The following is a 12,635-nucleotide window of genomic DNA, read 5'->3' as shown; positions in this document are numbered from 1 at the left end:
AAAACTTAGTCGATGGTGCGCAGCAGTTCGTTGATGCCCACTTTACCGCGGGTTTTGGCGTCCACCTTCTTCACAATCACCGCGCAGTACAGGCTGTAAGAGCCGTCTTTAGACGGCAGGTTGCCGGAAACCACCACGGAGCCTGCCGGTACGCGGCCATAATGTACTTCGCCGGTTTCGCGGTCGTAAATACGGGTGCTCTGGCCGATGTAAACGCCCATCGAGATCACGGAACCTTCTTCGACGATCACGCCTTCAACCACTTCAGAACGCGCGCCGATGAAGCAGTTGTCTTCGATGATGGTTGGGTTTGCCTGCAGCGGTTCCAGCACGCCACCGATGCCGACGCCGCCGGACAGGTGAACGTTTTTACCGATCTGAGCGCAAGAACCTACGGTTGCCCAGGTGTCAACCATGGTGCCTTCGTCTACATAGGCACCGATGTTAACGTAGGAAGGCATCAGCACGGTGTTACGTGCAATGAAGGCGCCCTGACGTACCGCAGCAGGAGGCACAACGCGGAAGCCCTCTTTCTGGAAACGCGCTTCATCGTAGTCGGCGAATTTCATCGGCACTTTATCGAAATAGCGGCTTTCCGCGCCTTCGATAACTTTATTGTCGTTAATGCGGAAAGAGAGCAGAACCGCCTTCTTCAGCCACTGGTGAGTGACCCACTGGCCATCAATTTTTTCAGCAACGCGCAGCGCACCGCTGTCGAGCAGGGCAATCACCTGATTTACCGCTTCGCGGGTCACGGTATCAACATTTGCCGGGGTGATCTCGGCGCGACGCTCGAAAGCGGATTCGATAACATTTTGTAGCTGCTGCATGATGAATATTTCCTGATTGTGACTTACCTTCCAACTTATGGGCGACGAGGAACTTGACTGTCGCCCACGGGCTAAAAAGGTAAAAAATAAAAGACCGTTATTTATCGTTTGGATTAAGGGCCGCTGTCAACCGTTGCTGCACTTCCTGCTGGAGCACATTATTAAGCGCACGCCGGTCTGCGGTCGCGATTATAAATAAATCTTCTACTCGCTCCCCAATTGTCGTAATTCTCGCCCCATAAAGTGAAATACCGAGGTCGGCGAACACTTCACCCACCCTAGCCAGCAGGCCGGGCTGATCGAGCGCAATCAGCTCAAGGAATGTACGCCTGTCGGTGTGGGTTGGCAGGAAGTTAACTTCGGTGTCCACGGTAAAGTGGCGTAGTTTTGCCGACTGGCGACGAGGCTGCGGCGGCTGCCAGGTTGTCTGGGTGATCGCCTGCTCGAGGCTATGGCGAATAATATTATGCCGGTCAATCGACAGCGGGCTGCCGTCCGGCTCCAGCACGATAAAGGTGTCCATCGCCATACCGTCGCGGGTGGTAAAGATCTGCGCGTCGTGAACGCTGAGGTTACGGCGGTCGAGCTCGGCGCAGACGGCGGCAAACAGATAAGGCCTGTCCGGGCTCCAGATAAAGATCTCCGTGCCGCCGCGAGTGGCTTGCGGGCTAAGCAGGATCATCGGCTGATTCAGATCGTGCTTCAGCAAATGCCGGGCATGCCAGGCTATCTGGTTTGGCGTATGGCGGACAAAATAGTTCGCACGGCAGCGGGCCCAGATGTGGTGCAGGGCTTCTTCATTAATATTGTCCATCCGCAGCAACGCCAGCGCCTGAAGCTGGTGGTGGCGCACGCGTTCGCGCATATCAGGGCTGTTCTGCATTCCGCGGCGCAGCTGCTTCTCGGTGGCGAAGTAGAGCTCACGCAGCAGGCTTTGCTTCCAGCTGTTCCACAGCGTCTCATTGGTGGCGCAGATATCGGCCACGGTCAGGCAGACCAGATAGCGCAGCCGGTTCTCTGTCTGCACCTCTTCGGCGAACTGCTTGATAACTTCAGGATCCTGAATATCACGCCGCTGAGCGGTCACCGACATCAGCAGATGCTGGCGTACCAGCCAGGCGACCAGCTGGGTTTCCCGGGAGTTCAGGCCGTGAAGCTCGGCAAATTTGAGCACGTCCTGGGCGCCCAGCACCGAGTGATCGCCGCCTCGCCCTTTGGCGATATCGTGGAACAGGGCTGCGATTAATATCAGCTCCGGGTGCGAAAGGCGGGGCCAGAGATCGACGCACAGCGGGTGCTTCGAGCGCGTCTCTTCTTTCGCGAAGCTTTCCAGCTTTTGCAGAACGCGAATAGTGTGTTCATCCACGGTGTAGGCGTGGAACAGGTCAAACTGCATCTGGCCGACGATATGCGACCACTGCGGCATATAGGCCCATAGCACGCTGTGGCGGTGCATTGGCACCAGCGCACGGCTTACTGCGCCTGGGTGACGAAGGATCACCAGAAACAGCTCGCGAGCTTCCGGAATATAGCAAAGCGGCTGGGTCAGATGACGGCGGGCGTGGCGCAAATGACGCAGGGTTGTTGAGTAGATACCGGTGATATCGCGGTTACGCACCATCATATAGAACATCCGCAGGATAGCCTGCGGTTCGCGCATAAACAGCGTTTCGTCACGCAGGTCGATGAGCGTGCCGCGCAGCTGGAAATCATCGTCCAGCGGGCGCGGTTTTTCGCTGGCGTCCAGCGCCAGGATAGCTTCGTCGAACAGCTGCAGCAGCATCTGGTTCAGCTCGCCCACGCGGCGGGTAACGCGGTAGAAATCCTTCATCATATGTTCGACCGGCTCGTTGCCCTCGCCGCTGTAGTGCAGGCGCTGGGCCACGCTGAGCTGGCGGTCGAACAGCAAACGGTTGTCGTAGCGATTGACCTCAAGGTGCAGGGCAAAGCGAATGCGCCACAGCAAATGCTGGCATTCGTCGAGCTCTTTACGCTCGGCTTCGGTTAAGAAACCGAAATCTACCATCTCGCCCATAGAGGTCGCGCCAAAGTGGCGGCGGGCAACCCATTGTAGCGTGTGAATATCACGCAGGCCGCCGGGGCTGCTTTTGATATCGGGTTCGAGGTTGTAGCTGGTGCCGTGGTAGCGCTGGTGGCGCTCGCTCTGCTCCTCGACCTTCGCCGCAAAAAACTTCGCCGACGGCCAGAAACCTTCGCTGAAGATATGCTTCTGGAGCTCAAGGAACAGGGCAACATCGCCAATTAACAGCCGGGATTCGATCAGGTTGGTCGCGACCGTCAGGTCAGAAAGCCCTTCAAGCAGGCACTCTTCGAGCGTACGAACGCTGTGGCCGACCTCCAGCTTCACGTCCCAGAGCAGGGTCAGCAGCTCGCCGATTTTTTGCGCCTGGGCGTCGGTCAGCCGCCTGCGGCTCAGGATCAGCAGATCGATATCCGACAGCGGGTGCAGCTCTGCGCGGCCATAGCCGCCGACGGCAACCAGCGCGGCTTCCGGCACATCGGCAAAGCCATAGGCTATCCACAGCCGCTGCAGAAGCTGATCGATAAATTCGGTGCGGGCCTCAATCAGCCGCTCGGCGGAAATGCCGCTGTCGAAGGCGGTACCTAACCATTTCTGGAAAGTCTCTAAATGCGACTTGATGTTCGCGCAATTAAGTTCGGCTTCCTGCCAGCTGTTGGGATAGTCCGGCTGGCCGGAAATCTCGGGTTCGGTGGTGTTGGCAAACTGCTCTGGCAAAGCTGGACTCATTGTGCGCTACCCATAAAAAAAGCCGGCTCAGGGCCGGCTTAGATTGCTGACAGACGTCAGGGCATCATTCGTTATGCGAAATCACCGCAGGGATGGTGTCATCCTTACGCAGCGTCATAATTTCGCAGCCGTTCTCCGTCACCACAATAGTATGCTCGTATTGAGCAGACAAGCTGCGATCTTTGGTTTTCACCGTCCAGCCGTCTTTCATGGTGCGGATGCGGTAATCACCGGCGTTGACCATCGGTTCGATGGTGAAGGTCATGCCCGGCTGAAGCACTACGCCGCCGTCGTCCGCATCGTAGTGAAGCACCTGAGGTTCTTCATGGAATACGCGGCCAATGCCGTGGCCGCAGTACTCGCGAACCACGGAGAAACCTTCAGCTTCAACGAACTTCTGAATCGCTGCGCCAAGGGTGCGCAGGCGGATGCCGGGTTTCACCATGCGCAGCGCCAGGTAAAGGCTTTCCTGGGTGATGCGGCACAGGCGCTCGCCAATAATCGTTGGTTTACCCACGATGAACATCTTTGAGGTGTCGCCGTGGTACTCGTCTTTAATCACGGTTACGTCGATGTTGACGATATCGCCGTCTTTCAGCGCTTTTTCATCGTCCGGGATGCCGTGGCAAACCACTTCATTGATGGAGATACAGACGGATTTTGGAAAACCGTGATAGCCCAGGCAGGCGGAGATGGCCTGCTGTTCATTCACGATATAGTCATTACAGATGCGATCCAGCTCGCCGGTAGTGATACCCGGTTTGACATGGGATTCGATCATTTCCAGCACTTCGGCAGCCAGGCGGCCGGCGACGCGCATTTTTTCGATTTCTTCAGGTGTCTTAATTGAGATAGCCATATCAGATCCGCAGATGTCGATAACGTCGACATGAAATGAGCAGGGAAGTTGGGGTAATGGTATCAGGGGGGGCGTCTCCCTGCAAAATTGAGAATCATCAAGTGGCCATCACGGCAACAACTATTGGAGTCTGGCGGCCATTTATGGTATAAAGCGCGCCGGACTTGTATTCCGATTTTTCGGGTACAGCCAAATACGCTCACTTTGTGTAAATAACACACACGTATCGACACATATTCCGGGGTGCCCTTTGGGGTCGGCAATATGGGATACGTGGAGGCATAACCCCATACTTTATATAGAGGTTTTAAAACATGGCTACTGTTTCCATGCGCGACATGCTCAAGGCTGGTGTTCACTTTGGTCACCAGACCCGTTACTGGAACCCGAAAATGAAGCCTTTCATCTTCGGCGCACGTAACAAAGTTCACATCATCAACCTTGAGAAAACTGTACCAATGTTCAACGAAGCTCTGGCTGAACTGAACAAGATTTCTTCTCGCAAAGGTAAAATCCTTTTCGTTGGTACTAAACGCGCTGCAAGCGAAGCGGTGAAAGACGCTGCTAACAGCTGCGATCAGTTCTTCGTGAACCATCGCTGGTTGGGCGGCATGCTGACTAACTGGAAAACCGTTCGTCAGTCCATCAAACGTCTGAAAGACCTGGAAACTCAGGCTCAGGACGGTACTTTCGACAAGCTGACTAAGAAAGAAGCGCTGATGCGCACTCGTGAGCTGGACAAGCTGGAAAACAGCCTGGGCGGTATCAAAGACATGGGCGGCCTGCCGGACGCACTGTTTGTTATCGATGCCGATCACGAGCACATCGCTATCAAAGAAGCAAACAACCTGGGTATCCCAGTATTTGCTATCGTTGATACCAACTCTGATCCGGACGGTGTTGATTTCGTTATCCCTGGTAACGACGATGCTATCCGTGCTGTTAGCCTGTACCTGGGCGCTGTAGCTGCAACCGTTCGTGAAGGCCGTTCTCAGGATCTGGCTTCCCAGGCGGAAGAAAGCTTCGTAGAAGCAGAGTAATAAGGCACGCTCGTTAGAGCCCTTATTTAACCAGGTAGTATCTCGTTTGGTTAGGGGCCTTTTTATGGCCCCTTTTTCACTTTTAAGCCCGTCTGGCCACCGCGCCGGGCAGGCAACATCTCCGAGGATTTTAGAATGGCTGAAATTACCGCATCCCTGGTAAAAGAGCTGCGTGAGCGTACTGGCGCTGGCATGATGGATTGTAAAAAAGCGCTGACCGAAGCCAACGGCGACATCGAGCTGGCAATCGAGAACATGCGTAAATCCGGTGCGATCAAAGCAGCTAAGAAAGCAGGCAACGTTGCTGCTGACGGCGTGATCATCACTAAGATCGACGGCAACTACGGCGTGATTCTGGAAGTTAACTGCCAGACTGACTTCGTTGCTAAAGACGGCGGTTTCCAGGCGTTTGCTAACAAGGTTCTGGACGCAGCGGTTGCTGGCAAAATCACCGACGTTGAAGTTCTGAAAGCGCAGTTCGAAGAAGAGCGCGTTGCACTGGTTGCTAAAATCGGTGAGAACATCAACATCCGTCGCGTATCTTCCCTGGAAGGCGAAGTGCTGGGCTCTTACCAGCACGGCGCACGTATCGGCGTTCTGGTTGCGGCTAAAGGCGCTGATGAAGAGCTGGTTAAGCAGCTGGCGATGCACGTTGCTGCAAGCAAGCCTGAGTTCGTTAAGCCAGAAGACGTGTCTGCAGAAGTGGTAGAGAAAGAGTACCAGGTTCAGCTGGACATCGCGATGCAATCCGGTAAGCCGAAAGAAATCGCAGAGAAAATGGTTGAAGGCCGCATGAAGAAATTCACCGGTGAAGTTTCTCTGACTGGCCAGCCGTTCGTGATGGATCCAAGCAAAACCGTTGCTCAGCTGCTGAAAGAGCACAACGCTGACGTGACTAACTTTATCCGCTTCGAAGTGGGTGAAGGTATCGAGAAAGTTGAGACTGACTTTGCAGCAGAAGTTGCTGCTATGTCCAAGCAGTCTTAATGGTTTAAAAGGAACCGCCAACCGGCGGTTCCTTTTTATCCAGCCTTACAGTTTCAGAGCGCTCCGTTAGGCGAGCGGGCTGAAATGCGACAGAATGTCGCCAGAATTAACCCTCCCCCATTCGTTGACTGTTCTCAGGAAAGAAACATGGCTACCAATGCAAAACCCGTCTACAAACGTATTCTGCTCAAACTGAGCGGCGAAGCTCTGCAAGGCACAGAAGGCTTTGGTATTGACGCGAGTATTCTGGACCGTATGGCTCAGGAAATTAAAGAGCTGGTGGAACTTGGCATTCAGGTCGGGGTGGTAATCGGCGGTGGCAACTTATTCCGTGGCGCAGGCCTGGCGAAAGCCGGCATGAACCGCGTCGTGGGCGACCACATGGGCATGCTGGCGACCGTCATGAATGGCCTGGCGATGCGTGATGCGCTCCACCGCGCCTATGTGAACGCCCGCCTGATGTCCGCTATTCCATTGAATGGCGTTTGCGACAACTACAGCTGGGCAGAGGCGATCAGCCTGCTGCGTGCTAACCGCGTCGTTATTCTGTCTGCGGGTACCGGTAACCCGTTCTTCACCACCGACTCTGCTGCCTGCCTGCGCGGGATCGAAATTGAAGCAGACGTGGTGCTGAAGGCCACCAAAGTGGATGGCGTGTTTACCGCCGATCCGGCAAAAGATCCTGCTGCCACCATGTACGATCAGCTGACCTACAGTGAAGTACTGGATAAAGAGCTGAAAGTGATGGATCTTGCCGCGTTCACGCTTGCCCGTGACCACAAACTGCCGATTCGCGTGTTCAACATGAACAAGCCGGGTGCGCTGCGTCGCGTGGTAATGGGTGAGAAAGAAGGCACTTTAATTACTGAATAATTTCAGTTGCCCGGTAATCAGGGTAAGATTTGGCTTTATCTACAGCCAGGACTAAACAGGGCTATACTTAGCCTGCAGCGTCGCTGCTGCAGAGAATAAGCGTGGTCTGCCTTAAACCAGTTTTCAAGGATTCGTAACGTGATTAGCGATATCAGAAAAGATGCTGAAGTACGTATGGATAAATGCGTCGAAGCTTTTAAAAACCAGATCAGCAAAATTCGTACCGGCCGCGCTTCTCCAAGCCTGCTGGACGGTATCGTAGTGGAATACTACGGTACGCCAACGCCGCTGCGCCAGCTGGCAAGCGTGACCGTTGAAGATACCCGTACTCTGAAGATCAACGTGTTCGATCGCTCTATGGGCCCGGCGGTTGAGAAGGCGATCATGGCTTCTGACCTCGGTCTGAACCCAAGCTCTGCCGGCACCGATATCCGCGTTCCGCTTCCGCCGCTGACCGAAGAGCGTCGTAAAGATCTGATCAAAGTTGTGCGTGGCGAAGCTGAAGGCGCTCGTGTTGCGGTACGTAACGTTCGCCGTGACGCTAACGACAAAGTTAAAGCCCTGTTGAAAGACAAAGAGATCAGCGAAGATGACGATCGCCGCTCTCAGGACGACGTGCAGAAGCTGACCGATGCCGCTATCAAGAAAGTGGATGCGGCTCTGTCTGAAAAAGAAACCGAGCTGATGCAGTTCTAATCCACCGCTTTTGTGGAAAATACGCCGTTCAGTAAGCCCTCGCGTACCGCGAAGCGTTTGCTGGCGGCGTTTTGCTTTATAAAACACAGAGCAAAGGCATGGACAACCGGCGCCTTGCGCCGCAAACTAATGCGCCATTAACCCCTCATTTTATGACCTTGAGTACCTCATGAAGCAGCTCACTATTCTTGGATCCACCGGCTCTATTGGCGTCAGCACGCTGAACGTCGTTCGTCATAATCCTGAAAAATTTGCCGTTACCGCGCTGGTGGCGGGTAACAACGTCGGGAAGATGGTCGAGCAATGTCTGGCGTTCTCTCCGAAGTTTGCGGTGATGGCCAGCGAGTCAGCGGCTGCGGAAGTTCGTCGTGCTCTGAAAGAGCAGGGGAGTAAAACCGAGGTGCTGGCTGGCGAGCAGGCCGCCTGTGAAGTCGCGTCGCTCAATGAAGTGGATCAGGTGATGGCGGCTATCGTTGGCGTGGCAGGTTTGCCGTCTACTCTGGCCGCCATTTCTGCGGGCAAGCAGGTGCTGCTCGCCAATAAAGAGTCGCTGATCACCTGTGGGCGTCTGTTTATGGAAGCCGTTGCGCGCAGCAAAGCGCAATTGTTGCCGATTGACAGCGAACACAACGCTATTTTTCAGAGTTTGCCAGAAACAATTCAGCAAAACCTGGGATATGCTAGCCTCGAGGATAACGGCGTATCGTCGATTATTCTCACCGGGTCGGGTGGCCCATTCCGGGATACGGCTTACGCGGACCTCGCGGCGATGACGCCCGATCAGGCCTGCAGCCACCCGAACTGGTCGATGGGGCGTAAGATTTCCGTCGATTCGGCCACCATGATGAATAAAGGTCTCGAATACATTGAAGCTCGTTGGCTGTTCAACGCTTCTGCCGCCCAGATGGAAGTGCTGATTCATCCTCAGTCGGTTATTCACTCGATGGTCCGTTACCGTGACGGCAGCGTACTTGCTCAGCTTGGTGCGCCTGATATGCGCACGCCTATCGCACACGCTATGGCCTATCCTGCGCGCGTTGAGTCCGGTGTGGCGGCGCTCGATTTCTGCAAAATCGGCTCGCTGACCTTTATGGAGCCTGACTTCGAACGCTATCCATGCCTGAAGTTAGCCATCGATGCGAGCGCGCAAGGGCAGGCGGCGACTACCGCGCTTAATGCGGCAAATGAAGTGGTCGTTGAGGCCTTCCTGAATCAGCAGGTCAGGTTTACCGATATCGCGGTGCTAAACCGCAGCGTGCTTGAGCAAATGAATTTAACCGAACCGCAAAGCGTCGACGAAGTGCTGCGTGTGGATGCAATCGCTCGTGAAATCGCCAAAAAACAAGTGATGCACCTCGCAAGCCGGTGATAATTCATGCGGCCGAAGTACCGCCATTTGTTCGCTTTGTGCTTCAGTGATATAGTCTGCGCCACTTAATCGCCAGATGTGACTGAGCGCTAAGTGGAAAGCCGTGTCACAACACGGCTTTTTTGTGCACCAGGCTTCAGTATTCCTGAGTACCGCTTAATTTTTTTCAGGGAATCATTACGCGTTATGTTGTCTGCTAATCAACAATTAAGCGAATCCGTCACCCCGCATGGCGCACGCCATGTTGCCATCATTATGGATGGCAATGGCCGTTGGGCTAAGCGTCAGGGAAAAATGAGGGTTTTCGGTCATAAAGCGGGAGCAAAATCGGTACGCCGCGCTGTCACCTTTGCAGCGAATCACGGCATCGATGCGCTGACGCTTTACGCTTTTAGCAGCGAGAACTGGAACCGTCCGGCTCAGGAAGTGACCGCCTTGATGGAGCTGTTCGTCTGGGCATTAGACAGTGAGGTGAAAAGCCTGCACCGCCATAATGTTCGCCTGCGAATCATCGGCGATACCAGCCGATTTAACCTCCGTCTGCAAGAACGAATCAAAAAAGCTGAAGCATTAACCAGTGAGAATACTGGGCTGACGCTGAATATCGCCGCGAATTATGGCGGGCGTTGGGATATTATTCAGGGAGTGCGACAGCTTGCGTCGCAGGTGCAGGAAGGCTTATTGCGCCCGGATCAGATAGATGAAGAGCTGCTCGGTCAGCAGATCTGCATGCATGAACTGGCTCCCGTAGATTTAGTAATTAGGACAGGGGGAGAGCATCGCATCAGTAATTTCCTCATCTGGCAGATTGCCTATGCGGAACTTTATTTTACCGATGTTCTTTGGCCTGATTTCGATGAACAAGACTTTGAAGGTGCGCTAAATGCTTTTGCAAACCGAGAGCGTCGTTTTGGTGGCACAGCACCTGGTGGTGAATAAGCCTGTTGGGGGTCACTTTTGCTGAAGTATCGCCTGATTTCCGCGTTTATTATGATTCCCATTGTAATCGCGGCGCTGTTTTGGCTTCCACCACCGGGATTTGCGATTGCTACGCTGGTGATTTGTATGCTGGCGGCATGGGAGTGGGGTCAACTGGCCGGTTTTGTCTCGCGTTCACAGCGCGTCTGGCTGGCCGTTCTGTGTGGTCTGCTGCTCGCGGTGATGCTGATTTCGCTGCCGGAGTACCGGCATTCGGTGCACCTGCCGATAATCGAAATCTCCCTGTGGGCCTCGCTGGCCTGGTGGGTGGCCGCGCTGTTGCTGGTTCTGTTCTATCCGGCCTCGGCGGCGCTGTGGCGCAATTCTAAACCGATTCGCCTGATTTTCGGTCTGCTGACCATTGTGCCGTTCTTCTGGGGCATGGTGGCCTTGCGCAGCTGGCATTACGATATTAACCACTACAGCGGCTCAATCTGGCTGTTGTACGTGATGTTCCTGGTGTGGGGCGCGGATTCCGGCGCTTATCTCTTCGGGAAAATGTTTGGTAAGCATAAGCTTGCGCCAAAGGTCTCCCCCGGCAAGACGTGGCAGGGCTTTATCGGCGGTCTTGCGACATCAGCCGTCATTTCCGTGCTGTTTGGCATGTGGGCTAATTTAAACGTTGCGCCTGCAGTTCTGCTAACCTGTTCCATTGTTGCCGCGCTGGCCTCCGTTCTGGGTGATTTAACCGAGAGCATGTTTAAGCGCGAAGCGGGGATTAAAGATAGTGGTCACCTTATCCCGGGACATGGTGGTATTCTAGACCGTATTGACAGCCTGACAGCGGCAGTGCCGGTGTTTGCGTGTCTGCTGCTTCTGGTATTCAGGACGATTTAACGGAAGGTTTTATGCTGAGCATACTCTGGAATTTGGCTGCGTTTATCGTTGCACTGGGTGTTTTAATTACCGTGCATGAGTTTGGCCATTTTTGGGTTGCTCGCCGCTGTGGCGTTCGCGTGGAGCGCTTCTCCATTGGCTTTGGTAAGGCGCTATGGCGCCGTACCGACCGTCAGGGAACCGAGTTTGTGATTGCGCTGATCCCGCTGGGCGGCTACGTCAAAATGCTGGATGAGCGCGTTGAGCCGGTGTTACCGGAGATGCGCAATGCGGCGTTCAATAACAAAACGGTTTCTCAGCGAGCGGCCATTATTGCTGCAGGGCCTGTCGCTAACTTTATCTTCGCTATCTTTGCCTACTGGCTGGTGTTTATCATTGGCATTCCCAGCCTGCGTCCGGTGATCGGTGAAATAACCCCCAACTCTATCGCCGCCGAAGCACAAATTAGCGCCGGTATGGAACTAAAAGCGATTGATGGCATCGAAACGCCTGATTGGGATGCTGTTCGTTTAGCGTTAATCGGTAAGATTGGCGATGCGAGCGCCCGAGTCTCCTATGCCCCGTTTGGGACGAATCAAACCCGGGATGTGACCCTCGATCTGAGCCACTGGCAGTTTGAGCCTGATAAGCAGGATCCGATAACATCACTGGGGTTCAGACCTCGCGGTCCGCAGATTGAAAACGTACTGGATGAAGTCCAGCCTCAGTCCGCGGCGAGTAAGGCCGGTTTGCAAGCCGGGGACAGGATCGTTAAAGTCAACGGTCAGCCGCTTCTTCAGTGGAGCGCGTTTGTTAACCTGGTGCGTGATAACCCAGGGCAGGCGCTGACCGTAGAGATTGAAAGGCAGGGTAGCCCCTTGTCTTTGACGCTGATACCGGATACAAAACCGGGTAAAGCGAAGGCTGAAGGGTTTGCAGGGGTGATACCGAAGATTATCCCGCTGCCTGATGAGTACAAAACAGTGCGTCAGTATGGGCCGTTTACCGCTGTAGCAGAAGCCACGGATAAAACCTGGCAACTGATGAAGCTGACGGTCAACATGCTGGGGAAATTAATAACCGGTGATGTAAAACTGAACAACCTCAGTGGGCCAATCTCCATAGCTCAAGGGGCAGGTATGTCGGCGGAATACGGCTTAATCTACTTCCTGATGTTCCTGGCGCTTATCAGCGTCAACTTAGGGATTATTAATCTGTTTCCACTCCCCGTCCTGGACGGTGGGCACCTGCTCTTTTTGGCGGTTGAGAAACTGAAAGGCACTCCGGTTTCCGAGCGAGTTCAGGACTTCAGTTATCGCATTGGCTCTATCTTGCTGGTGCTATTAATGGGGCTTGCACTTTTCAATGATTTCTCTCGTTTATAGAGAGAATTAGGTTAGGAAGAACGCATAACAAC

General features: G+C 54.2%; 11 protein-coding genes. 8 read left to right on the top strand and 3 right to left on the bottom strand.

Going from position 1 to position 12,635, the window contains the following annotated elements; genetic code table 11:
• Positions 1 to 5: 5 nt before the first annotated feature.
• The 3 genes from dapD to map all read right to left on the bottom strand — a co-directional run bounded on the left by dapD (position 6) and on the right by map (position 4,459).
• Complete coding sequence (gene dapD, locus EL098_RS18340) at positions 6 to 830, bottom strand: 2,3,4,5-tetrahydropyridine-2,6-dicarboxylate N-succinyltransferase (protein ID WP_016534961.1); 825 nt, start codon at positions 828 to 830, stop codon at positions 6 to 8.
• Between the two features lie 97 nt (positions 831 to 927).
• Positions 928 to 3,600 carry a bifunctional uridylyltransferase/uridylyl-removing protein GlnD gene (gene glnD / locus EL098_RS18335; protein ID WP_126357501.1) on the bottom strand — a complete coding sequence of 891 codons (2,673 nt, stop codon included), beginning with the start codon at positions 3,598 to 3,600 and terminating at the stop codon, positions 928 to 930.
• 64 nt (positions 3,601 to 3,664) lie between these two features.
• Positions 3,665 to 4,459: a type I methionyl aminopeptidase gene (map, locus tag EL098_RS18330; RefSeq protein WP_126357500.1), complete on the bottom strand. Its 795-nt coding sequence runs from the start codon at positions 4,457 to 4,459 to the stop codon at positions 3,665 to 3,667.
• A gap of 314 nt (positions 4,460 to 4,773) precedes the next feature.
• Here map and rpsB point away from each other — a divergent pair, with 314 nt between their 5' ends.
• From rpsB to rseP, 8 genes are all read left to right on the top strand, one after another.
• Positions 4,774 to 5,499 carry a 30S ribosomal protein S2 gene (gene rpsB, locus EL098_RS18325; protein ID WP_008456923.1) on the top strand — a complete coding sequence of 242 codons (726 nt, stop codon included), beginning with the start codon at positions 4,774 to 4,776 and terminating at the stop codon, positions 5,497 to 5,499.
• A 135-nt stretch (positions 5,500 to 5,634) separates the two neighbouring features.
• Positions 5,635 to 6,486, top strand: a complete 852-nt coding sequence (tsf, locus tag EL098_RS18320) for a translation elongation factor Ts (RefSeq protein WP_126357499.1) — start codon at positions 5,635 to 5,637, stop codon at positions 6,484 to 6,486.
• A gap of 147 nt (positions 6,487 to 6,633) precedes the next feature.
• Entirely contained in the window at positions 6,634 to 7,359 is a 726-nt protein-coding gene (gene pyrH / locus EL098_RS18315) for a UMP kinase (RefSeq protein ID WP_008456928.1), read from the top strand.
• Between the two features lie 138 nt (positions 7,360 to 7,497).
• Positions 7,498 to 8,055 carry a ribosome recycling factor gene (gene frr / locus EL098_RS18310; RefSeq protein ID WP_008456929.1) on the top strand — a complete coding sequence of 186 codons (558 nt, stop codon included), beginning with the start codon at positions 7,498 to 7,500 and terminating at the stop codon, positions 8,053 to 8,055.
• Positions 8,056 to 8,224: 169 nt separating this feature from the next.
• Entirely contained in the window at positions 8,225 to 9,424 is a 1,200-nt protein-coding gene (ispC, locus tag EL098_RS18305) for a 1-deoxy-D-xylulose-5-phosphate reductoisomerase (protein ID WP_126357498.1), read from the top strand.
• A 186-nt stretch (positions 9,425 to 9,610) separates the two neighbouring features.
• Positions 9,611 to 10,363, top strand: a complete 753-nt coding sequence (gene ispU, locus EL098_RS18300) for a (2E,6E)-farnesyl-diphosphate-specific ditrans,polycis-undecaprenyl-diphosphate synthase (protein ID WP_126358506.1) — start codon at positions 9,611 to 9,613, stop codon at positions 10,361 to 10,363.
• A gap of 18 nt (positions 10,364 to 10,381) precedes the next feature.
• Entirely contained in the window at positions 10,382 to 11,239 is an 858-nt protein-coding gene (gene cdsA / locus EL098_RS18295; RefSeq protein ID WP_126357497.1) for a phosphatidate cytidylyltransferase, read from the top strand.
• 11 nt (positions 11,240 to 11,250) lie between these two features.
• Positions 11,251 to 12,603, top strand: a complete 1,353-nt coding sequence (gene rseP / locus EL098_RS18290) for a sigma E protease regulator RseP (RefSeq protein WP_126358505.1) — start codon at positions 11,251 to 11,253, stop codon at positions 12,601 to 12,603.
• Positions 12,604 to 12,635: the final 32 nt, after the last annotated feature.

The organism is Cedecea lapagei (assembly GCF_900635955.1).
Classification (GTDB): Bacteria; Pseudomonadota; Gammaproteobacteria; order Enterobacterales; family Enterobacteriaceae; genus Cedecea; species Cedecea lapagei.
The sequence above is the reverse complement of the archived record's forward strand: the minus strand, read 5'-3'. Positions and strand labels throughout refer to the sequence as shown.